This window comes from Psychrobacter sp. NPDC064578 (genome assembly GCF_044901245.1).
Classification (GTDB): Bacteria; Pseudomonadota; Gammaproteobacteria; order Pseudomonadales; family Moraxellaceae; genus Psychrobacter; species Psychrobacter cibarius_C.
On the sequence record NZ_JBJDPI010000006.1, the window covers coordinates 137,753 to 160,301 of the forward strand.

General features: G+C 40.7%; 16 protein-coding genes, 2 pseudogenes and 1 other annotated feature. Of the genes and pseudogenes, 9 read left to right on the plus strand and 9 right to left on the minus strand.

Annotated elements, in window-relative coordinates; translation table 11 throughout:
• Positions 1 to 17 precede the first annotated feature (17 nt).
• Positions 18 to 914: a LysR family transcriptional regulator gene (locus ACI2JM_RS08795; RefSeq protein ID WP_270894287.1), complete on the plus strand. Its 897-nt coding sequence runs from the start codon at positions 18 to 20 to the stop codon at positions 912 to 914.
• A 211-nt stretch (positions 915 to 1,125) separates the two neighbouring features.
• On the opposite strand, the gene ACI2JM_RS08800 is transcribed toward ACI2JM_RS08795, so the two are convergent.
• Positions 1,126 to 3,060 carry an oleate hydratase gene (locus ACI2JM_RS08800; protein ID WP_404643606.1) on the minus strand — a complete coding sequence of 645 codons (1,935 nt, stop codon included), beginning with the start codon at positions 3,058 to 3,060 and terminating at the stop codon, positions 1,126 to 1,128.
• A gap of 205 nt (positions 3,061 to 3,265) precedes the next feature.
• A complete protein-coding gene (locus ACI2JM_RS08805; protein WP_404643608.1) occupies positions 3,266 to 3,742 on the minus strand; it encodes a hypothetical protein in 477 nt (158 codons plus the stop codon).
• A 736-nt stretch (positions 3,743 to 4,478) separates the two neighbouring features.
• Between ACI2JM_RS08805 and ACI2JM_RS08810 the strand changes: the two genes are divergently transcribed.
• Positions 4,479 to 6,836, plus strand: coding sequence for an ATP-binding protein (locus ACI2JM_RS08810; protein ID WP_404643610.1), 2,358 nt, complete (start codon positions 4,479 to 4,481; stop codon positions 6,834 to 6,836).
• Between the two features lie 33 nt (positions 6,837 to 6,869).
• The gene (locus ACI2JM_RS08815) at positions 6,870 to 7,808 is read left to right on the plus strand and encodes a response regulator (RefSeq protein WP_404643612.1); all 939 of its coding nucleotides are present in this window, start codon (positions 6,870 to 6,872) and stop codon (positions 7,806 to 7,808) included.
• Between the two features lie 75 nt (positions 7,809 to 7,883).
• Here ACI2JM_RS08815 and ACI2JM_RS08820 read toward each other — a convergent pair whose 3' ends face one another.
• From ACI2JM_RS08820 to ACI2JM_RS08835, 4 genes are all read right to left on the minus strand, one after another.
• The gene (locus tag ACI2JM_RS08820) at positions 7,884 to 8,726 is read right to left on the minus strand and encodes a sulfite exporter TauE/SafE family protein (protein ID WP_404643614.1); all 843 of its coding nucleotides are present in this window, start codon (positions 8,724 to 8,726) and stop codon (positions 7,884 to 7,886) included.
• A gap of 88 nt (positions 8,727 to 8,814) precedes the next feature.
• Positions 8,815 to 11,118: a TonB-dependent receptor gene (locus ACI2JM_RS08825; RefSeq protein ID WP_404643616.1), complete on the minus strand. Its 2,304-nt coding sequence runs from the start codon at positions 11,116 to 11,118 to the stop codon at positions 8,815 to 8,817.
• 465 nt (positions 11,119 to 11,583) lie between these two features.
• Positions 11,584 to 12,174: a hypothetical protein gene (locus ACI2JM_RS08830; RefSeq protein ID WP_404643618.1), complete on the minus strand. Its 591-nt coding sequence runs from the start codon at positions 12,172 to 12,174 to the stop codon at positions 11,584 to 11,586.
• A gap of 461 nt (positions 12,175 to 12,635) precedes the next feature.
• Positions 12,636 to 13,025: a hypothetical protein gene (locus tag ACI2JM_RS08835; protein WP_404643620.1), complete on the minus strand. Its 390-nt coding sequence runs from the start codon at positions 13,023 to 13,025 to the stop codon at positions 12,636 to 12,638.
• A 539-nt stretch (positions 13,026 to 13,564) separates the two neighbouring features.
• Between ACI2JM_RS08835 and ACI2JM_RS08840 the strand changes: the two genes are divergently transcribed.
• On the plus strand, positions 13,565 to 13,825 hold the full coding sequence (locus tag ACI2JM_RS08840; protein WP_404643622.1) for a hypothetical protein: 261 nt from the start codon (positions 13,565 to 13,567) through the stop codon (positions 13,823 to 13,825).
• A gap of 136 nt (positions 13,826 to 13,961) precedes the next feature.
• Here ACI2JM_RS08840 and ACI2JM_RS08845 read toward each other — a convergent pair whose 3' ends face one another.
• Entirely contained in the window at positions 13,962 to 14,669 is a 708-nt protein-coding gene (locus tag ACI2JM_RS08845; RefSeq protein WP_404643624.1) for a hypothetical protein, read from the minus strand.
• A 213-nt stretch (positions 14,670 to 14,882) separates the two neighbouring features.
• Here ACI2JM_RS08845 and ACI2JM_RS08850 point away from each other — a divergent pair, with 213 nt between their 5' ends.
• Positions 14,883 to 14,999 carry a cell filamentation protein Fic gene (locus ACI2JM_RS08850; RefSeq protein WP_404643626.1) on the plus strand — a complete coding sequence of 39 codons (117 nt, stop codon included), beginning with the start codon at positions 14,883 to 14,885 and terminating at the stop codon, positions 14,997 to 14,999.
• Between the two features lie 131 nt (positions 15,000 to 15,130).
• Here ACI2JM_RS08850 and rluF read toward each other — a convergent pair whose 3' ends face one another.
• Positions 15,131 to 16,117, minus strand: coding sequence for a 23S rRNA pseudouridine(2604) synthase RluF (gene rluF / locus ACI2JM_RS08855; RefSeq protein ID WP_404643628.1), 987 nt, complete (start codon positions 16,115 to 16,117; stop codon positions 15,131 to 15,133).
• An 825-nt stretch (positions 16,118 to 16,942) separates the two neighbouring features.
• Between rluF and ACI2JM_RS08860 the strand changes: the two genes are divergently transcribed.
• The gene (locus tag ACI2JM_RS08860; protein WP_404643630.1) at positions 16,943 to 18,064 is read left to right on the plus strand and encodes a Fic family protein; all 1,122 of its coding nucleotides are present in this window, start codon (positions 16,943 to 16,945) and stop codon (positions 18,062 to 18,064) included.
• Positions 18,065 to 18,295: 231 nt separating this feature from the next.
• Here the strand turns inward: ACI2JM_RS08860 and ACI2JM_RS08865 are convergent.
• Positions 18,296 to 18,406 (minus strand): annotated as a pseudogene (locus tag ACI2JM_RS08865) (carbonate dehydratase); the annotation flags it as partial.
• A gap of 140 nt (positions 18,407 to 18,546) precedes the next feature.
• Here ACI2JM_RS08865 and ACI2JM_RS08870 point away from each other — a divergent pair.
• From ACI2JM_RS08870 to ACI2JM_RS08880, 3 genes and pseudogenes are all read left to right on the plus strand, one after another.
• Positions 18,547 to 19,679, plus strand: a pseudogene (locus tag ACI2JM_RS08870) (IS3 family transposase); the annotation flags it as partial.
• Positions 18,822 to 18,938, plus strand: a sequence feature (AL1L pseudoknot). (Overlaps the previous pseudogene by 117 nt.)
• 231 nt (positions 19,680 to 19,910) lie before the next feature.
• A complete protein-coding gene (locus ACI2JM_RS08875; protein ID WP_404643632.1) occupies positions 19,911 to 20,984 on the plus strand; it encodes a helix-turn-helix transcriptional regulator in 1,074 nt (357 codons plus the stop codon).
• A 559-nt stretch (positions 20,985 to 21,543) separates the two neighbouring features.
• Positions 21,544 to 22,518, plus strand: coding sequence for an OmpA family protein (locus ACI2JM_RS08880; protein ID WP_404643634.1), 975 nt, complete (start codon positions 21,544 to 21,546; stop codon positions 22,516 to 22,518).
• The last annotated feature ends 31 nt before the right edge of the window (positions 22,519 to 22,549 follow it).

Sequence of the window (22,549 nt, forward strand, 5' to 3'; positions counted from 1 at the left end):
TATAAATGGTACATATTATGAATGGAATTAACCGACTCGATATCAAGCAGTTGAGAGTGCTACATGCGTTGCTTGATCTAAAAAATCTCTCACAAGTCGCGCGCAAAATGGGGCTGACACAGCAGGCAATCAGCGAACAATTACGTAAGCTGCGTGATTTGTTTGATGATCGTTTGTTTATTCGTCAAGGCAATAGCATGGTGGCAACCCCCAAAGCGCTATCGATGCAGCAACCCATTAGTCGTATATTAGAGCAGTTAGAAGCACTGTTAGAGCCAGATGTGTTTTCGCCGCAGACTTATAAAGGCGTGTTTACGATTAGTGCGACCGACTATGCGACGCAGGCATTATTACCGCAGTTGTTTCATATAACGCGCCGCGACGCGCCTGACTTGAAGTTAATCGTGCGTGATTTTGCCTCAGACAATGTCAATCAGCTTATTGCGGCAGGCGAGCTTGATCTGCTGATTACTTTCCCAGAATTTATCCCTGATAACTTGGCTTATGTGACGCTACTTGAAGAACAACATTTCTGCATTACTGGTTGCAATAATAGTTTTACAACAGAGCCGCTGTCACTGGCGCAAATTGCCGCACACTCGCAGCTGGTGGTGTCACCTTCACGCGCTAACTTACGTGGTTCTCATGACCAGTGGTTTGCAGAAAAAGGTCTTAAACGAAATATCGTTATGTCCGTTCCTAGCTTTTCTGCGGTGCCAGACATCCTTTATACAACCGATATGATCGCATTTTATCCCTCGCGTTTATTGCCAAACAGTCGAGTTAAAGAGCTTAAAGTGGAAGCCCTGCCACCCACATTTAAGGTGATAGCAGCATGGCACCCACGTACCAGTCACAGTGGTATACACCGTTGGCTGATTGAGCAGTTACAGCAGTTATCCAAGTCTGACTAGGGCATGTCCTTAGTTCAATTAATGAACATTTAAATGGGCTAAAAATGGCTAAATTTTGTTAAAAATCGTCAAATAGCACTGTTAGTATTCGTAACGGTGCTATTTTCCTTGTTTAACGGCAATTTATCTCATTTCTATCTGCATTTTTAAAATGAATGCATCCCCTAGAGCGTTATCGCTTTTATCAAAACTAACATTACTGATGCCAGACCTACTTATGCCAAAGCCCTTTGATTGCCTCCCATTGCTGAGTAAATATTGAATCGTTGCCGTTGGTGGATTGATTGGCTTTTGGCAATATGTGCTCGTAGTAAGTACCTTTAAGAAGCTTAGTTAATAGACCTTCGCCAATGAAGCCTTTACCATCGTTGAGTGTATTCGCGGCTTTTAGTAATTGACGGATATCGTATTGTAATGGGTTAATATCGGGGACTTGTTTTTGTACATTTAGTAGCTCATAAACTGCGACACGAGCAGTACGAACAGAGCTCTCCATGGTAAATACCACATCATTATGTGTCTCGACGAACTGACCGACTAGACCCATATTGACACAACCATCAGGGACTATCTCAGGACGATCGCCTTTAGCACGAGGCATAAACATCGAGGTAATGTAGGGCATATAAGCCGTTCTGACGATGGTATTGGCCATGATATTCTCTATATCATCGAGGATGCCAAGGTGATGACAGAGTTCGCTCAAGATCTCTTTGCCTGTACATTCTGGGATGGGTTTTTTGACATAATTGCCTTCTTTATCCATAAACAAGGCATATAGCCATACGACTAGCGTGTCTTTTGGCTGATCAGGGAAATGCGGTTGACGGTTACAAGTAAAGCTCATCAACCAGTTTGAATCCGTAATCGTAATGATGCCACCGGTCACTGTTTTACCCGTATAAGGATCGTTGACAGACAGAGTTTTGAGCTTATCAATAAAGGCAGACGGCTGGCAGGTCAACGTCGCCGACATCCAAGCAGATTTATCCACATGCTGATTGAATTTTTCTGGGTGACCAAAGACTGCAGATTGCTTAGCCAGATTATTCCATACTTTCCAACCAGACGATTGCCCCATGCTGTCTTTTTTGAAGTCTAGCGTCGGCGCAGTATGATCATCACCATAGCGGGTATCTTCGGTCATGGAGCCAGTCGTTACGATGACGAAATCATTGCTACCCATAGGAATGGTGGTTTGCTCACTCGCTTTCTCCGTGATGATGGCTTTGACCTTTTTGGTGCCTGTTACTTTATCAGCATGCTCAAATTCAATGTCTAAATCGGTAACGAGCGTGTCATACTGAAACTGCACGCCTTTATCTTTTAAATAATTTTGTAGTGGCTTAACAAAGCTATCAAATTGATTGTATCTTGGGAATACCAGCGCAGACATGTCGTTTAGACCGTCCAATGCGTGTAAAAATCGATGCGTATAAAGCTTAAACTCAAGTAAGCTATGCCAGTTTTCAAAAGCAAACATGGTTCGCCAAAATGTCCAGAAGTTGCTACTCAAAAAGCTGTCATCAAAATAATCTTCAATAGTGATATCGTCTAGCTCTTCCTTGGGTTTTAATAGCAAACGAATTAACGCGAGTTGGTTGGTTTTACTCAATCCCAGTTGACTGAAGTCTTTTATCTCACCTTGCTTATGGATCAGGCGTGCAATAGAGTAATTGGGATCGGTGTCATTTGCTATGCGATACTCATCCAAGGTGCTATAAGGCGCAGGCATTTCAAGAGCGGGGATATCTTGGAATAAATCCCAAAAGTTTTCGTAAGTGAAATCCATTTCACGACCGCCGCGCACCATATAACCTGTCTCAGGATTGCCGCTACCATCTAAGGAGCCACCTGCCACGTCAAGATGCTCTAAAATAGTAATGTTTTCAGCAGATACTTTGCCATCTCGGATGCAGTAATAAGCACTGGCCAAACCTGCAATACCGCCCCCAACGATATAAACCTTACTGTCCTGATAAGCGTCAGTGGGCGTCCCAATATTGCGCTGATAATTACCAATTTGATCAGGGAAGGGTAAGCGTTTGCCTGGTATGTTTGCTACACGGGTTTTACTGGCATCAGGCTGATGGATAAATGTGTCGTGGTCTACCGGATTATTGATTTGAGTCTTTATAATTTTCATAGGTTCATCCTTATTTAGTAAGACTGATATAAAAGGTTATTTGACTAAAATGAAGGGTTTATAGACAGACTATAGTGTGTTTTTATTAAACAATAATGACATCGGTTGAAAAGAACATAAGTACTTATTTGCCAAATTATGCGTTATCCATTGGCTAATGGCTGGCTATTTATGATGGTTGCTAACCACAATAAATTCTATGCCATTACGTAGGCGCTGTTTCATATGCTCCAGCAACGGCGCAACCTTGATAGCTTTTATTATCATAAGTCAACGTCACTGTAAATTCATTTTGATAGCCATTATCATCGGTACAAATCTGGCTATTTATATTCATAATAATAGGTTTGCCGCTAACGGTACTCACGTATTCCACACCTTCGGCATAGGTCGAACGAGAGACAACGATGGTTGTTGGTTTCAAAAAATCTGCTTCAATGCTAAGTTGGTTGCCATTAATTACTGTGCGCCAACTTTTTTCTGTATTACCAAAAGCGGTGAACGCTGATAACGGTTCTTCGGGGCTGGACGGCTCCACGCTTAGCTGTTCGTCAGAGTTCTCTTTTGCCGTGTTGGTAATGATAGCTGTTGATTCTTTTGCTGTGGTTGGTTGATGACTACTACAAGCCATTAGTGAAAGACTGCTTGCTAAGCACAAAGTACTAAAAAACAAAGGACGCATCGCTTTTCCTTTAATATTTAAAAGAGAAAGACTTTGTGAGCGCCTTTCTTTAGGGTTAGTTGAATAGCTGTATGAGCGAGTGATATCAAGCTTTGAGTGTACAACAGATAAGCTTTGCAATCAGTGATAAGTGACGGTGATCCGCGATATTATATAAAATACAAACACACCCTCTATATTAGTATTATTAATATAACATATGTATAAAATTTCACAGTACAGAACAAGATAAACTTGGCAGACTCTATAATCATAGAGATATTGATGACATAAATAAAAAAATTAGCGACTGACTTGAATATGAAGAAGCCACTTAAAAAATAAGTGGCTTTTTTGTGCCTTGCAATGGCTGATAGTACAGCTATAGTCAAGGAATTTTAGAATCGCTACAAGGCGACCGACCGCAGATAGTACACTGAGTACATATAGGGCGGGTAACACCGTAGCGGTTTAAAAGTGCTCTGACTATATGCGCTCAATAAGCTGCATGATGTTATTGATGGTAAAAAGAGAGCAGCGCTAAATGAGTACAAGGTTGTATTTACCAACGGCAAGCTAACTGTTGTTAATTAAAAGGTGCTGGTCAACAGATAAGAAAACAAAACTTTTGTCATCATATTGTCATGATGGCATCGTATCCTTGAGCCCACTATAAATGGTGGTTGCGTATCACTGATGTCTTTATTCATTAAGTGATGCATTGATGGTGGTAGACGCATCAATATAAGGTTTATCTATGAGTGTTGCTGGTCGGCTTGGTAGTATTTCCACACGCATGCTGATTATTTTAGCATTGGCTTTTTTACTAATTATCCTGATGGTGTATTGGGTTATTGAGACTCAAGCTAAGCCTCGTATATTGGAGATGACTTCAGAGACAGTGGTTGAAACGGGTAACGAAGCCATTAATAGCATTATGGCGAATATCAGCCATGTCGACGGACTGGCAAAGGCAACCAGTGCGATGGCGGGCGGCTTGCCAAAAGAAGACGGTCTTTATAGAGAAACCTTTGGTAATCTCATGCAACAGACCGATCAACGGATTGTGGGCGGCGGCGTGTGGTTTGATCCAAATATGTACGCTAAAAACCGAGAGCGTCAGTCGTTTGTGTGGGCGCGTGATGACGCAGGCAACATGCAGCCGTTAGAGCAGTATAATCAAGTGCGCCAAACGCTGAGTCCCTATTATAGAGAGTGGTGGTACATTCCTGCGATGTACGCACGCCATGACCACTGTGTCTGGAGCCGTGCGTATGTCGATCCGCAAAGCAATCAGCCGATGATGACGTGTGCCAAGGCATTGTATGACAGTCGCAATCAGGCTTTTGATGGGGTAGTGAGTTTTAATCTGCTATTAGATAACCTCGATGACGCTATGAAAAAGTGGCAAGATAAGCTGGGTGGTTATGTCTTTTTGGTAGACTTGGACAATCGATTTTTGACCTTTCCTGATCAATCTATGGTCACGCAAGCGACTGAAGATAATCCCCAAGGAGAAATGGTAACCGCGCATCAATTGGCCGAGAAACATTCAAGCTTTGCCCCTATTGCGGACAGCCTAGATAGCATTAATCAAACACTCATCGATGAGGCAGTTGCCAAAGATGAAAGTCGTTATACGCTCGCGGCACGTAGTATTCTAAGTACGACCAATCTGAATAAAATCAGCGAACAAGAATCCAAGTTGCTGTCAGCATTGCTGCTATTGAATATTGACCAAACGTTTAATCTGGTAGACAGTCACTTGATTGAGACCATCGCTGTGCCCAATGATTTTGTGTTGCAGCAGTCCGCCACCGCCTTTGTGTTTCGTATGCCATTTACCTATTGGAAGATGGTCATCGTCAAGCCCAATAATGACATGATGAGCGTAGCAAATGCGTTGTCGAACCAACTGATTCAAACCATGCTACTGGGTTTTATTCCTATCCTGTTGTTGACCGCGTGGGTGTTCCGTCGCTACTTTACGCGACCGCTAAAATATATGGCACTAGCAGTGGCTGATATGGGCGCATTAATTGAGCAAAAAAAATATCAACAATTAAGCGCGCTTAAACTGCCACACTCAAATGTCAGCGAGATTCAAATCATCAGCGAGCAGACCAATCAACTGATCGACCGCGTCGTCGAAAATGAAGGCGCACTTGCCGAAATCAATGTCCATCTAGAAAAACAAGTCGCTGCCCGTACGCAAGACTTGCAGCAAGCCATGGATGAGTTAAAAGCCTCACAAGTGCATCTAGTGCGTTCTGAAAAAATGGCTACATTAGGCCAAATGGTGGCAGGTGTCGCTCATGAGGTCAACACACCGCTGGGCTATGTGCGTAGTAATATGGAGCTGGTCGGTGATAATCTCGTGCGTTTTGATGAATTGCTACAGCATACCGATCAATTATTGCAGGCGTTAAAAGCGCCAACTATTAATCAAGAGCAAGTCAAGATACTGATAGAAGAGACTTTACAATGCTGTGAAAAGATTAAAGAAGATGAAGTCAGTGAAGATTTGGCAGATTTAATCAAAGATGGACTTTATGGCGTCGACCAAATTGCTGAACTGGTCGTCAGCTTGCGCGACTTTTCTCGACTGGACGAATCCAAAGTAAAAGATATCGATATCAATGATTGCATCAATACCTCATTGATTATGGCTCGCAATAATTTAAAAACCTTAGACGTCAAAACCAATCTAGCCGAGCTGCCGCTCATTCAGTGTAATCCTTCACAAATTAACCAAGTATTACTAAACCTATTTAATAATGCCGCGCAAGCCATGCCGCCAGATCATAAAGGGACATTGCAAGTCAGCTCGTCTGTCGATGAGGCGCAGCAATATATCGTGGTACGCATTATAGACAATGGTGTCGGTATCGCAGAGCATATTTTAACGCATATCTTTGAGCCGTTTTTTACCACTAAAAAAGCAGGCGATGGCACAGGGTTAGGATTGGCTATTACGGCACAAATTATCGAACAACATGGTGGACGCATTGAGGTTAGCTCAGTCATTAGTGCGGGCACGACGTTTACCCTCATGCTACCGATACAGTCTATCGTTCATGAAAAGAAACCTTCGCAAGCCTTATTTGAAAGTTGAGAGACTTCCAACCATTTATTTAAAGAGAGCGTCATGCAAAAACCAAAAATCGCTTTTATCGATGATGAGCCGCGTATCTTGCGCAGCTTAAAAATGCATTTTCGCCAGTCACATGACGTATTTATTACTACCGATGCCACTGAGCTAATGGAATATGTCAGCACAAATGAAGTACAAGTGGTCATCAGTGACCAACGCATGCCAGATAAGCAAGGTACAGAAGTATTGAGTGACATCAAAGCAGCTTCACCAAATACTATTCGTATCTTGTTAACTGGTTATGCGGATCTGAATGCCGTGATGGATTCTGTGAATGAGGGCGAAATTTATCGCTATATCACTAAGCCATGGCAAAATGACGAACTCAAAAAAATTGTTAATAAAGCCACAGAAATTGCTCAGCAAACGCAAGAAATCACACAAAATTTTATGAAAAATGATGCAACTCAAAACCGTGTTAATAGTGGCACGGTTAGCAATCGCAATATATTGGTACTAGACGATGATGAGAGTGTCTATCAACAAATAAAAAGTCATTTTAAGAGCGCTTATACCGTGAGCTGGGCGAGTAACCTTGAACAGGCCGCAAAGTTATTACAAAAAAAACGCTTTGGTGTCACGATTACAGATTCGACGCTCAATAAAGAAAATATTACGCCCATCGTTTATGCCTTAAAAAATATCCAGCCCGATCTGATGGTGCTGATGTTGACTGAGTTCAAAGATGCTCATATGGTCATTGATTTAATTAATAAGGGTCAGGTATATCGCTGTCTACCACGTCCGACTAACTTCTCTATCATGAGTATCAGTCTTGATCGGGCTTTTGATCATCACGAAAGATTGGTGCAGCAGCCGATACTGGCAGCTCGTCATCATGTTGAAGAAGTGCCGGAGTCAGAGGCTTTTAACTTTTCTGAAAGGCTAAAAGGTTTCTTTGCTAAATTCAGAGGTTGGCGCATTAGTAGATAAAAAAATAGGGCACGCTAAAAATGCCCTATCCATAATTTAAAATATCATTGCCTCCTATGTACATGAGAGACGTTTTTATTGCTCGTGATTCATTTGCTCGTGATTCATTTGCTCGTGATTCATTTGCTCGTGATTCATTTGCTCATGGTTCATTTGCTCATGGTTCATTTGCTCATGGTTCATTTGCTCATGGTTCATTTGCTCATGGTTCATTTGCTCATGGTTCATTTGCCCGTGTCCACCATGCATATTGGCCATGACCATCGGCACCGCTATGACGGCTAAGCCAGATAGCATCATGATTGCGCCATTCACTTGCCTTAGGCGAAAACGCCCGATTTGATTGCGCATCCAGTTGACCGTTTCGTGCGTGGCGACGAGCATGGGTACGGTTCCTAGACCAAAGACAAACATTAATACGGCACCCGTGAGCGGGTCATGACCGACGACCGCAATAAGTAATGCGCCATAAACGAGACCACAGGGTAAAAATCCCCATAATAAACCTGCCGTCAATGCTCGAGGAAAGGTGTTTAAGGGGAAGACTTTCTGCCGCAGAGGTGATAAAGCTTGCCAAAAATGCATACCAAGACGTTCAAGCCTGTTTAAAAAAGGCAACCCTAGCATGGTTAATCCTACAAATACCAAGACCAACCCTAGTAGAATGCGAGGTGTGCTATTGCCAACCATCAGAGGGGTTAATACCGTGGTGCCAATCACGCCAGCAATTAAGCCCAATAGGGCATAACTGAGTAAGCGCCCCAAATGGTAAGTCGCAATGAGGCCGCGTTTTTTTGCTGGACTGGTTTCTTTCATCGATAGTCCGAATGCGGTGACGATACCGCCACACATACCTAAGCAATGCGGCGAACCAAAAAATCCCATTAAAAATGCTGCAATTAATAGTGCCATAGTCATGAAGGTGCTTCCTAAGATATAAAATAAATAAAATCTGTTGAAGGTTTAATCGTTATGCTAGTCAGTTAATGACCTATCTTAATGACACCTAAAACTTATAGTTGACACCCACATACAATGATCGTCCCGCGCCAGGAACGGCAGTACCCCAATTAGAACCGCTACCTATTTCGCCATTCATCGACATGGTTTTGCCTTGACCCATGTATGCGCCCCCTAGAGGTAGGGCATAGTTTTTATCGAATACGTTATCGATACCAGCCTCAATCGCTACCTCTTTAAACTGATAGCCTGTACTGAGATTTAAGAGACCATAACCCGCCGTTTTAATTTCGTTGCGAGGAGTTGAGATATCATTTTTAGCCGCGACGCCCACCACTTCGATTTGGTTTGTCCAACCGTTATTTTCCCGATTCAGGGCAACACTGCCATTGAATGGCATGATGTTATATAAGTCTGAGCCGCTGTCTTTATTTTCCCCTTTGGTATAGCTTAAGGAGCCTACTATATCCCAGTATCCCCAAGCATTTGCTGCCAGCTGCCGATTGGCTGAGATATCTATGCCATATATCTCAGCATCTTGGTTGGTATAGCGCAGCACATTATATTGATTCGCTGTTTGAGTGCTAGCTGCTGTGTTTGCCATGGGGTTCCACTGTACGGCATCGACATAGTCATCAATTTTTGAATAGTAAGGAGTGGCTTTAACGCCCCAGCTATCATCAGCACCGCGCCAGTCTAAGGTGGCAGATAGGGTGTTAGATTTTTCTGGGCGTAGATTAGGATCACCAAAATAGCCATTACCGTCACCAACGGTATTATTCATGATAGCCGCCATTTTCCAAGTGGACCAGGTATAGCGTTCATATAAGCTTGGCGTGCGCTCTTTGTGCGATAGACCTAAGGCTAGATTTTTTTGTGAATCAATGTCGTAGCGTGCGAGTGCAGTAATATCAACGTTGTTATCCGTGGTTCGGCGGTTACTAGCATTAAAGTTAGCGCTATCTCGCAGCTGATTGGTCATATTGTTTTGACCATCGATTTGATAGCCATGTACTTCATCAGCACTGCTACGTACGTTTTCATAGCGAGCGCCAAGCTGGGTGCTCCAGTCAGATGAGATGTCTTTTTCCCACTCGCCATAGATACCGATACGCTGACGCTCACCATTGTTGATATTTTGAAAGTCGTTTGGCGACATCATACCGTCGCCAGATGCCGCCCACGTGTCATCGAGCGTGTAGTCTTGATATTCAGCACCTATATTGAGCGTGCCTTGGTTGGTTAGATCGATAATACCTTTAAGATTGGCACCGATGGTCTCGCTACTGGTGTACATCGGCATACCTTTGGCATTACCGTACACGAACTGTTTGTCTTCCCCAAAATTCATATAGTGATCGACATCTTCATGATAGGCCTGTGCTTCTAACTGTCCCCAATTTAACTCGCTTTTGTAGCGCAAATTAATGCGGTCAAGCTGATTGTCGAGCATGTCCATCCGCTGATTTGGATATAACTCTTTTGGGACGTTTTGCCAAAAATAAGTGCCTTGTAGTAGATGATTGCTGTTCTTATAAGCCACATCTACTGACTGGTTTTTGCTTTCATAGGCGGTTGAACCAACTTCGTCTTTTGCTAAGGTTTTACCAGCGTTCCCTGTCTCTGTATAAGATTTAAAATCACCACCAGCTTTATAATTATCCGCCTGCGCAAAGCTGCCTTTATAGGTGAGGCTAAGCTGCTCGTTTGCTGCTGTGGTAGATACATTGGCACCATAAGCGTCACCATTACTACGATAAAATGTGCCGATTTCACCTGAAGTTAATATGTCGCTATCCGTTGAAAACATAGGCTCTGCTGTTTCGACGACGATGGTACCGCCAATACTATTACCACCGACACTCACAGGCGTCACACCTGCATAGACGGTGGTCTTCTCTATAGCGCTTGGCGCAATATAAGACAGGGGTGAGTTCATACTGTTTGGACAGGAGGCGATTGAGTCAACGCCATCTACTAAGATACGCAGACGGTTGTCCGCCAAGCCTCTTATCACGGGCAAGTTCGAGATACCACCGGCACTTTGGACATTTAGACCGGGTATTTTTGTCAGTATGGTGGCCGTATCACTGCTTGCCACTTGTTTACTGTTAAGAAGTTTTTGATCAAGGGTGGTTGCTGTCCCGAGTGCATTGGTACTAGAGCGCTTATCCGCTGCTGTCGCATAAACGACGATTTCTGGCAATTGAATATGTGGCTCATCATTAGTAGTAGGCATGTGCGCCTTTACAGTTGTGGAATCCGCATAAGCGCTACTGATATGCAATAAAGACAAAGCTAAAACACTTAGTTTTAAAATAGGTACAGCGTTCATTGATGAAGATAACATCTTACTTTCCTAGAAATTCGCAAAAATATTTTATGAAATCGGTTATTCAGTTTTTACTAAGAGGCAATGTAAGCCAAGGTAAGCCAAGCCATTTATGGACTTAGACTAAGCACTTGCCGAATATTTTCCGATATAAATAGATAGTATTTTGAGCACAATATTATGAGCACAGTTTTGAGCGCAATGTTTTAGGCAAACGCATACAAGTGCCTCAATCAGAGCGTCAAATGAGCGCGTTGATTGAGAGCATTGTCACTAATGCTCTAAGGCGTGTCCTCAATTCAATCGATTACTTTTGAAATGGGCTAAAAATGGCTAAATTTTGCCAAACATCATCAAATAGCTTATTAATATCTCGATATTATTTGCGCTACTTTCCTTGTTTGACGGCAATTTATCTCATGTTTATCACCATTTTTAAAATGAGGACACGCCCTAAAAATATTGGACTATAAATGTAGATAGTTATGTGGGTGTGACTGGAGGAGCGCGTGCGAGGGGTCGTAAAAAATTACTAGGAGAATAGGTATGTGAGTGATACAAAAACGTGACTGAGACAGTAGACAGCTCAATCAAAGCCGAGTCAGTATGTGTAAAAGCGACTGGCAATAGTGCCGCAGACATGGCAGTGCAAAGGTCACAGCCAGTGTATTTTACGGCATCAGGGTTAGATTCAGAGCTTGCAACCTTATCTTTGCTATATAAGGCTTCCTGTGAAGGTGCTGCGTCAACCGTTATGATTGGCTCAACGGTCGCAGGCGATGCTAAAGATAGGGATGCATTATGATGAAGTAAATGACGAGCGGCACTATCAATGGGTATGTTGTGATTCGTTTGCGCAATATCAGTCTGTATTTGCTCATACTGCTTAGCTGCCGATACAATCGGTGCAAGCTCTGCACAGATACCATGACCTAAGTGGGCATTATCATCCCATAGAGGTGTGAGCAACAGCGTGATGTGCATGATCCAAGCAAAACATGCGACCAACATGCCGAACCACATCGTTACCGGTGATGAATATCGTAAAACAAGCTTACGGCGCTTAGTAGACATGATAGGGTCATCGTATTACTACTATGCTGATGATGCATAGGTAACATTTATAAGTAAGAAGGTGTGCTAACTTGAAACGTCAGTTTAAAGCATTTTAGAAAGAATACTTAACAAAATAGACATTATCATTAACAATGCCATTCTAAGACAAGGGGTATGCTCTTTACAAGTCTTGTATAGAGATATATCGGGCATTCTAGAGAAATCGGTCACAGCGTCGTCATGTTTGCTCAGCCTGCTATTTGCCGTATTATCCTTTGCTGTACCTATTCATCTTGTACTGAGAAGACTATATGACTGAAGTAGCTAGACGATAACCAAGCAAATGGGAAAGAGCTAATAAAACCCAGCGGAAAAGATCGGCTAATGTAATGCGGAGTGCGATTTTTTGTTTTACGTGACCAATGTTGATGGTGGTAGCGACTTAAAAATAGTGAAATTTTTCGGTAAAAGAGAACAATTTAACAACTATTGCTCTCTATATTGTTTTTCTCGATAATATCGATTTTTCTCTCTAATTCTATAATCTGTAATTTACAGCTCTTATAGTGATCTTCTTGATTGCCCTCTATATCCTTAAGGGTTCTTTGATAGATACGGTTGTACAGTGATGTTAGGGCTTTTTTAATTGCTTTGATTTCTCTTGAGGATAAATCCATTTGCTTATCAAAATCAGGTGCTTTTATTTTTGCACATAGCTCAAAAAGTGTGAGATTAAAATCTTGATAGTATTGCTGCACTGAGTTTTCTTTTGATTGATCGCTATATTGGATGTTTTTTTTCATCAGAATGAGCAAAGCACTATCAATCAAGTTTTTTTCATAATCTGTCAAACATAAGTAATGGTTCATTACATCGATTCTCAGTTATTTCAAAATTACTATTCAGAAGGCCATCAGTTGGCTACTTTAAAAAAATCCATATGCCAACGACCCTTGCAGAATACTTATCTAGCCTACTTAGTTTGGTATTTACTCTTTAAAAGTCTTTATTGTGATGCGGCATATCGTCAATGGCTTTGAATAATCAACGCATTTTATAGGGTGAAAATGAAAGTATCGTGACAACGTCTACGTTTTATAAAAAATATGCCAAAGCCAGTCATCCTAATTTATATATAAGATATCTTTTCATTCGCTATTACTTGTCCGTCTAGAAAAGCGCCAATATGACGCTTATAGCGTACCACTTAAGAAACCTTGCCTCATTAAGGTTACCTTTCTTTAATCTTCATAAATCTACTTAACGTTTGAATCATTTATCATTCTCGTTGTCGATAGAGAAAATTTTTATCACGATACTTTTTATCACGTGAATGCTTTACTTGATATTGAGTAAGGCAGTTTCAACCACACCTCATAACTAATATGACTTTATACGAGAAAAAATAATGAAAAAAATAATGATAAGTTCAATGCTAGCCATTACTGCTTGCTTCACAATGGTTAGCCAAGCAAGTGCTGCGCCGCAAATTGTTAAACATCATGTTGCTCAAGTGAAGCATCAAAAGGTCAATGCAAAGTTTGATAATAAACATCAGCATGTTAAAAAAAAGGCAGTAGTGTCAAAGCATCAATCAAAAAAACCAGCGGCTCATCTCAAAGCAAAAAGCAAATATCAAGCTAAGTATACTCATGGACATCGTTCTTAATCGTTCAGCTTACTGATATAAAAATAGCGCCCATACTAGGCGCTATTTTTTTGTTTCGTTGTTATGTAACAACTGCTATGTGACGAAAGCTATGTAACAAGGCTATATGATAAAGGGCATGTCACCATGATAATAACTACTGACTGTTTAAAGTAACCGTCTTAGTACTACCATTACTACTAGGCTGGCTCAGTGTCACTTTGCTTGCTAAGATATCGCCTTTGGCATTGATTTTGTAGCATTCTGATGAAGTACCTGCAGGGTCAAAACTGAGTAATAGATTGCCTGAGGTTTCTATACAGAACCATGCGGTATTATTCGTATCACGCGACAAAGACCAGTCTTGGTTATAAGTCCCTATCTTGTTACGCATACTGCTATCGGCATAGACATTTTCCATCAGTAGCTTACTAGAAGCGCCCACCGTCGCCATTTTAGGAATGGTGGTCGTCTGGTTAGATAGTGAGTATTTACCTGTACCGTCTGTAAAACCATGGAATATCAGTGGATTCAGGGTGAAGTAATTGATAGCGACTGATTGATTGGTGATTTGATTATTCATCTTATTGATGGTGTTTATTTCGGTACCTTGTACAGACTTATTATTAAATACCATACTGCCTTTAGGCGTCACTTGAATCTCTGCTGACACGCTTTGACTGCCGACAACTGCAACTAATTTATCACTGCGTTGTTTGGTATAGATGTTGAGCATGGCAGTCTCAACAGGGTATTGAGTGACGATGCCATTGACATTGTTGTTTTGACCCGTGTTCCCTGTCATTCCACCAGCACAAGCACTTAAACCCAGTCCTGCTGCAATACATAAACTTAGTGTCTTCATTATTTTGTCCTCAACTTTTAAATGTATGATTCGATATCTACTATAATCGAATTTTTAAATAATGACATCTGCTAACTGTCTTAGACTTTGCTATTTTTAGTCCGCCCATACCAACGGTACTTCGTGAAATTAACGAGAGATTACTGAGAGAGTCTTGGTACAAAGCGATGATAGTAGCCAACGATTTTATAGTATGGCTGCACTGCAGCAATTATGACCAAATGTTCTATCGATACCGCATTAAGAGAGATTAATGACTTAATAGAGCAGGGGATGCCGCAAGAATTTCAAGCCTCAGTGTTTAGTACGAGTTATGAGTTGAATTTATAATAAAAATTATTTGGTTGAGAAAATCTGCAGGCAACAAAAAGCCAGACAACTGAAATTGTCTGGCTTTTTGTGCAGAATCTTTTATCAGCTATCCTAATTAGCTAACCATTAACCATCAATCTATGGTTGCACTACCGCTTAGAACTTCGACCTTTTGCAGGGCGCTTACCATTTGCAGCAGGTTTGCCATTGCCTACAGCCTTCTTGCTATTACCAAAAGGACGTCTATCTTTACCTTTAGAACCCGCTGGTTTTCTAGCATCATCCTTGGCGTGTTTTTTATTGCCCTTTGCTGCCCCCGCTGATTTCGAAGACGTTTTTGTCTTTAATGAATCATCAGTACGAGCATTTTTTCGTGGCGCATTACGAGATTTCTTGCCCGGATTACTGGCATCTGAAGAAGAACCTTCTATGGACTTAAGTAAAACAGACAACTCTTTTTCGGTTAAATCTCGCCAGTCTCCAACGGGAGTACCTTTAAGACTGACATTCATAATCCGCGTACGCTCAAGCTTCACCACTTCATAGCCAAAATGCTCACACATACGACGAATTTGACGGTTTAAACCCTGCACTAGCGTGATGTTAAACACGGTGGGTGCCACCTTAGTAACTGGACATTTCTTGGTCATCTTCCCAAGCATTGGCACGCCACCAGCTAAACCCTCAATAAAACTATCTGTTATCGGCTTGTTCACCGTCACCAAATATTCTTTCTCGTGGTTATTACCAGCACGAAGTACCTTATTAACCAGATCACCATTACTGGTCAAAAAGATTAAACCTTGAGAGTCTTTATCCAAACGTCCAATCGGAAAAATACGTGTACTATGTCTAACGAAATCAACAATATTATCTTTTTCTGAAGCTTCCGTAGTGCTCACAATACCCACGGGTTTATTCAAGACAATAAAAACAAAATCATCCGCCTCTCTCGGCTCAATGAGTTGCCCGTTGACTTTTACCGTATCTCCAGCAACCACTTGATCGCCTACTTGACCGCGCTTACCATTGATGTATACATTACCTTGTTCAACAAAGCGGTCAGCGTCTCGCCTGGAGCAAATACCGCTTTCGCTGATGTATTTATTTAAACGAGTTGAGGAAGCGTTAAACATAAAGCACCGTTTTACCTGATAAGAAGCATTTTTTTACTAAGAAAAAAGCCTAAATTAAAGGGGTTATCAACAAAGAGATGGTTCACATTATATAGGAAATTCAATATCCATTTCGGGAGAGAAGGGCAAAACCTTAGAAATATATCCAGTATCGTATTTGTACCTATTAAAATCAATATTATCTCAGGTTTAAATCTACGAATTTGACGGTAGAGGTCATACTTTATTCACTGATTTTTATTGCAAGCTGAGTACTAAGAAATGGGCAGTGATGACCAAGTGTTCTATAGACCCAGTACTACGAAGTATCAATGACTTGATAGAGAAGGGGATGTTGGAAAAATATGATGCTTCTGGGCGTAGTACAAATTACGAGGTTGCCTTGTGAACAAACTTGCTAGGGGTTTGAATTTTACTGTCCAGTTGGTTAGTTAGACTCTCTCAAGCTAGTTTCTACAGGATTGATAGCATAGGTAACCTACCATGTCAAGGTAGGTCAACCAAATATTATGATATGACATTATCTTACATGTATTGATTCTATTGGCTTTTATCTATTCTATATTTAAAAAAGGGCAAGGTGAATGAGTATAAGATAAAGTTTAGCACGTATTTGGGCACTATAATTTTATAGTATTTTTACCTCCACTTTAGCTTCGGTTATGACAAAATCAGTGCGTTTTCTATCCAAAATACTCTTCTTTAATTCTGTTTTTCAAGGTGCTTTCTTCTTCTTTCAATTAGCATGAATTGTCTTATTTGTTTTTTTTCTGCATAATATAAGGAGATTAGGGTTTTTAATCCCTGCATATAACTGAGAAAAATATGAAGCATATTACCTATATTCATGAAAATAAAGACTGGACTGAGTGGCAATGGTCAGATAAAAAACTATTGCCATTGGTGAGTCGTGTGCGGATATTACAAGGCCATTTACTAGGAAAGCTGCTAACAATAGGGTTTGATCTGAATGTTGAGGCACAGTTAGATGCGGTGACCTTGGAGATTATAAAAACTTCTGAAATAGAAGGTGAGACGCTAAATAACGAGCAAGTGCATTCCTCAGTTGCGCGGCATTTAGGGTTAGATAACGCCAGTATGCCAACCACTACTCGTGAGATCGATGTAGTGGTAGAGATGATGCTAAGTGCTACCTATCGTTATCAACAGCCGCTATTGTTAGATGATTTACTTGGATGGCATCGAGCATTATTTCCAGATGGATATAGTGGGCTATATCGCATTCAAGCAGGTAGTATCCGTGATGATAGTAAAGGGCCAATGCAAGTAGTGTCTGGTGGGTATGGTCGCGAGCGGGTTCATTTTGTTGCCCCGAGTGCGAATAGGTTGCCAGATGAGTTAGACAAATTTTTATTGTGGTTTAATACTTCGTCAAATGAGCAAGACGATATAGATTTGGTCATAAAAGCAGGTATTGCTCATTTATGGTTTGTGACTTTGCATCCATTTGATGATGGAAATGGACGACTAACACGAGCAATCACAGAACGAATGCTAGCGCAAAGCGATAACAGTGCCCAGCGCTTTTATAGTATGTCAGCGCAGATTCTTAAACAGCGCAATGAATACTACAAAATACTGGAGCGCACGCAAAAAGGCGATACTGATATCACGAATTGGTTGGTCTGGTTTCTACAAACACTAGAACAAGCACTTATTACTGCTCAAATGACCACAGATAAAATTATTCATAAAGCGAGTTTTTGGCAAACCCATCGACAGCATGCTTTGAACACCAGACAAGTCACTATGCTCAATATTTTGCTAACGGACTTTTATGGCAAACTAACTACGAAGAAATGGTCAGTGAAGACTAAGTGTTCTATAGACACAGCACTAAGAGATATCAATGATTTGATAGAGAAGGGGATGCTGAAAAAGTCTGAGGCTTCTGGGCGTAGTACGAGTTATGAGTTGGTTTTATGATAAACATCATATTTTTCAAGTCTGCTATGACAGCAAGAAAGTATTCGAATAAGCTGTAATAAGTACAATCAATTCAGTGATCTAACATAAGCAGTTCCACGATAACATTCTATTTTGAGTGGTCTGTTAATGGGTTCCAGTGAGGTATACCTAAAAAACTTCCGCCAGTTGTCTGATCAGAATCTCCCAAGTTTAAGTCTACGGGATTAACAGCAGGGTAGGGGTCAGGCGAATAAGGACATTAGCATCAATCATAACTTTGCCACAAATAATAGCGGTTTGGTCGACATAGGCTGTTTGATCGATGATAGGAAGGTCGCCGGATGGGTTTTTACGAATCATAAGAGATCTTATTGGTATTGGATAAAGGATTGCTCAGGATTGATACGTTTGTCAATTCCAAGCCTAGATAAAAGCAACTGGGTCGAAAGGTGAACCGCCCCGGGATTGTCGGAGACTCAACATTCTGAGAGAATACGACAATGAAAACACGAAACTACACTCCTGAGATTAAAGAACGCGCCGTTCGCATGCTGATTGAAGCGTCGAGCGACTATCCTTCTACATGGTCAGCCATTCAAGCAATAGCGTCAAAGATTGGCTGTACGCCTGAGACACTGCGATCTTGGCATAAAAAGCACATAGACCAAACCATTCCCGCCTCAGTGCAGGCTCAAAGTGATAAAGAGCGCATCAAAGAGCTTGAACGCGAGAATAAAGAGCTTAAACAAGCTAATGAAATCATCAGAAAGGCTGCGGCTTTTTTCGCCCAGGCGGAGAAGGGCCGTCCACCCAGATAATGGTTCAGTTTATTGATGACTATAGAGGTAGTTATGGGATCGAGCTGATTTGTAGAGTACTACCGATTGCCCCGTCAACTTATTATCGTGCTCAAGACCTAGAGTGCTGCCCTGAAAAGCGTTCACTGCGCAGTCAGCATGACGACTTTTACCTCAGTGAAATCAGACGCATCTGGCAGGTCAGCAAATGCCGTTATGGTGCTCGCAAAGTCTGGCGGCAGATGAAGGCAGATGGCATTTATATCGCACGCTGCACCGTAGAGCGCTTAATGAGACAGCACGGCTTAAAAGGTGTCTGGCGCGGTAAGGGTAAGATTACCACCAACAGCCGTGATGATCAAAAGCGTGCTGACGACTTGGTCAATCGTAACTTTAATGCCTATCGTCCTAATCAGCTGTGGGTTGCAGATTTTACTTATATCAAGACATTGAGCGGCTGGGTTTATACCGCTTTTATCATCGATGCATTTGCTCGCGCTATTGTCGGCTGGAAAGTATCGAATCGTATGAACACTGATATGGTAATGGCAGCATTAAATCAAGCGATAACAGATAGAAATAATCCCAAAGACGTGATTCATCATAGTGATCGAGGCGTTCAGTACTTATCTATTCGCTATACCGATAAGATGACGGACTCTGGCGTAATTGCTTCTGTTGGTACAACAGGCGATTCATACGACAATGCACTGGCTGAAACGGTCAATGGACTCTATAAGTCTGAGGTGATTGAGTATCTAAAGGAGAGCTGGACTGGTGTGAACGATGTTGAACTGGCAACCCTTGAGTGGGTAGATTGGTTCAATAAAACTCGTAATGATTAATTATTTGAGTTAATATAAATTGTTAGATAGATTTTTCTAAATAGATAAATTAATTGAACTAATTTTTGCACAACACATAGCTAGAATAGTAGGAAGCTCAGCTAGCTTAAGCGTAGTAAAATCTCCATGTTTGAACCAGTTATCTAGAATAACTCCTTTTATTCTATTCATTTGAAGGTCAGCAAAAATAAGTAACCGTTGATCGTAATTGAGTTGAGAAAAATGATAGAAGCTGAAAAAAGTACACATAAAAGTATACTGTTTGCCATAAGAGAAGCAGCCGCTTTATACCTATTCGATAGAAACCGTGAAAAAGACATCCCTAAAATTGCAGCGGTCTTTTTATCTTTGGACGATTATCAAGGTGAAAGAGTGCCTACAGCAGAGGTCATTAAGGAAGTTCAAGCCTTATCTGATGCACTACAAGATAATTATTTAGGCTTAAATTTAAACATGCTGGTAAATATTGAATCTTTGCCTTTTTATAAAGCCATTAGTGAATGTTTAAGACCTTTTTCCAATACCAATAATGAATTGCCTTTCTTATTAGTTAGCCGAATCGTGTTTCATTTTTTCTTTATGATTACACAGTCTATCAATCTTAAACTCATTGCAGAAAGAGGCTTGGTTCGATTTGACTTTATATCCAGTGCACCAGAAATTATGAATAAAAATCAAATTGATGGTGCTATGGTATTATTTTATAGAATCGTAGAGGATTTTTGCCCTGGTGTATTAAAAAGAGTAACTGTTGCACATCGGAAGACATCCTATGAATTAGAATACTATCAATCTATCTTTGGTGTGCCTGTTGAGCTTACTAGTACAACGAGTTTAATATATGACCTAAAGTGTAGAGAGCACTATAAAAATGCCATGGGCTTATTGATAAACTCTGAAGAAGAGCTTGGTAGAAGGTTTTTTATTAACCCTCTATTTAACATGCTATCCACACAGTTTTCTGGGCTTAGTTACAGACACCGCTGTGAGATTATCATTGATACAGTGATGGGTGTAAGCCCACCAACTCGTACTCATGTAGCAACTTCAATGAATCTGAGTGTGAGTACTCTACAAAGGAGGCTTAGTGAAGAGGGTACTTCATTCCAAGAGATTTTAGAGGACATTAGAAAGCGACTAGCCAAATTGTATTTGATAGAAAAAAAATTATCAACAACGGATGTTGCACATTTACTAGGCTACAAATCTCATAGTCAGTTTTTCAAAGCTTTCAAAATTTGGTTCGGTATGACACCGAAAACCTATCAAAACCTTACTATTCATGTAGAGCGATAATTTAAATTGGCTACTTATATAGGTAGTATCTTCATATCAGGGCCGGCTTGGTGTACTAAAATTGAAGCATAGCTCAAACCATTAAAAAAGCCACTTAGCTTTAAGTGGCTTTTTTAATGGTCTTCTGATGCTAAAAAGGTCTACTTGCATCATAAATGAAAAGTATGATTCACATGAGCTCCATTATCATATTTGATGATTTCAAGTTTCTCGGTTGTTATGTTGCATTTTGGGTCAGTATTATGTTGCCGTGTTCGCTTAAGAGTTAATTTATGTTTACAAAATATTCAGTAATAGTATCTTCTATATACTGCCAAGAAATTTTCAAGTGATTTATACAAGTCATTACGACTGAGTTTGATAAGTGGTCGGAAACAAGGTATGAGCGGTTACAGAAAGTTACTGAAATCATGTAATATAATTATAGTAAAGATACGATAAAGACATGACTAGAGTGAAGCTTATAAGATTTCATAAAAAATTATTAAAACTTTGATTTACATCATCTCTAATTAAAAAATATCAACCACTAAATAATGCTAGAAGTCAGGATAATACTATGAAGAAAGTAGTTAAGAGAAATATTATTGCTATGATTGTCCCAATCACCTTATTCGGTATGTCTTCTTGTATTACCGTTAGTGGTGTCCAAAACGAAGGAGACACACGTCGTGTCGATGGTGTTGTGTGGAACAATCAAGTCAAAGCCGATATCAACGAAGTGTTAGAAAAAGAAGTCGCTAAAGACAAAACTCGGTTAGTATTCATTCGAAGTAATGATGATTATTCTGAACAAACAAGTGCTAATGTTTCTGTCAATAATAGATTCCAAGTCAGTTTACATGCCGACAACTATACTGTTGTTAACTCATGTGTTGGTACGAATCAGCTAAGTGCTCATGCAACAGGTTTTAAAAATAATAATTTATTAGCAGATAAACAAGACTATGAGCTAACAGGTGGTCAAACTTATTTTTTTCATATTAGTATGAATAAAGAAGGACAAAGTACCTTAAAGCAAATTACCTCTGAAAGTGCATTAACATTCCTAGCTAATAAGCGTTATCAAAATCATCAAGTCAGTCGAGTTATTCCAAACTGTGCACTACCTATCGTATCTGAAGAACTCAAAATTGTATCTCCAGTTATTGTAGAAACGCAACCGCCAGTTTTAACCGAAAAGATTGTTATTGATCTTGAAGTATTATTCGAAACCGATAAAGCTATCGTGCGTCCAGAATATTACTCAAAAATCATTGAAGTAGCAGAATTTATGAAAAAGTACCCCAACACAGTTGTGGTTATAGAAGGTCATACCGATAATCGCGGTAAAGATGCTTATAATCAGGCCCTATCCCAACGCCGAGTAAACGCAGTAAAAGAGGTGTTAATTACTCAATTCGGTATGGCAGTTGAGCGCTTAAATGCAGTTGGCTATGGGGAGTCGCAGCCGAGAGCAAGCAATGATACTGTAGAAGGTCGCCAGCTCAATCGTCGAGTTGTTGCCGTAGTTGAAGAGCGCGTACATAAATAACTAATAATGCTATCTGCGGGCAAATAAAGCT

Bases quoted from the DNA above. Each gene is read 5' to 3' on its own strand.
- ACI2JM_RS08795 (WP_270894287.1), top strand. From the start codon at position 18: ATGAATGGAATTAACCGACTCGATATCAAGCAGTTGAGAGTGCTACAT.
- ACI2JM_RS08800 (WP_404643606.1), bottom strand. From the start codon at position 3,060: ATGAAAATTATAAAGACTCAAATCAATAATCCGGTAGACCACGACACA.
- ACI2JM_RS08805 (WP_404643608.1), bottom strand. From the start codon at position 3,742: ATGCGTCCTTTGTTTTTTAGTACTTTGTGCTTAGCAAGCAGTCTTTCA.
- ACI2JM_RS08810 (WP_404643610.1), top strand. From the start codon at position 4,479: ATGAGTGTTGCTGGTCGGCTTGGTAGTATTTCCACACGCATGCTGATT.
- ACI2JM_RS08815 (WP_404643612.1), top strand. From the start codon at position 6,870: ATGCAAAAACCAAAAATCGCTTTTATCGATGATGAGCCGCGTATCTTG.
- ACI2JM_RS08820 (WP_404643614.1), bottom strand. From the start codon at position 8,726: ATGACTATGGCACTATTAATTGCAGCATTTTTAATGGGATTTTTTGGT.
- ACI2JM_RS08825 (WP_404643616.1), bottom strand. From the start codon at position 11,118: ATGTTATCTTCATCAATGAACGCTGTACCTATTTTAAAACTAAGTGTT.
- ACI2JM_RS08830 (WP_404643618.1), bottom strand. From the start codon at position 12,174: ATGTCTACTAAGCGCCGTAAGCTTGTTTTACGATATTCATCACCGGTA.
- ACI2JM_RS08835 (WP_404643620.1), bottom strand. From the start codon at position 13,025: ATGAACCATTACTTATGTTTGACAGATTATGAAAAAAACTTGATTGAT.
- ACI2JM_RS08840 (WP_404643622.1), top strand. From the start codon at position 13,565: ATGAAAAAAATAATGATAAGTTCAATGCTAGCCATTACTGCTTGCTTC.
- ACI2JM_RS08845 (WP_404643624.1), bottom strand. From the start codon at position 14,669: ATGAAGACACTAAGTTTATGTATTGCAGCAGGACTGGGTTTAAGTGCT.
- ACI2JM_RS08850 (WP_404643626.1), top strand. From the start codon at position 14,883: ATGACCAAATGTTCTATCGATACCGCATTAAGAGAGATTAATGACTTA.
- rluF (WP_404643628.1), bottom strand. From the start codon at position 16,117: ATGTTTAACGCTTCCTCAACTCGTTTAAATAAATACATCAGCGAAAGC.
- ACI2JM_RS08860 (WP_404643630.1), top strand. From the start codon at position 16,943: ATGAAGCATATTACCTATATTCATGAAAATAAAGACTGGACTGAGTGG.
- ACI2JM_RS08875 (WP_404643632.1), top strand. From the start codon at position 19,911: ATGATAGAAGCTGAAAAAAGTACACATAAAAGTATACTGTTTGCCATA.
- ACI2JM_RS08880 (WP_404643634.1), top strand. From the start codon at position 21,544: ATGAAGAAAGTAGTTAAGAGAAATATTATTGCTATGATTGTCCCAATC.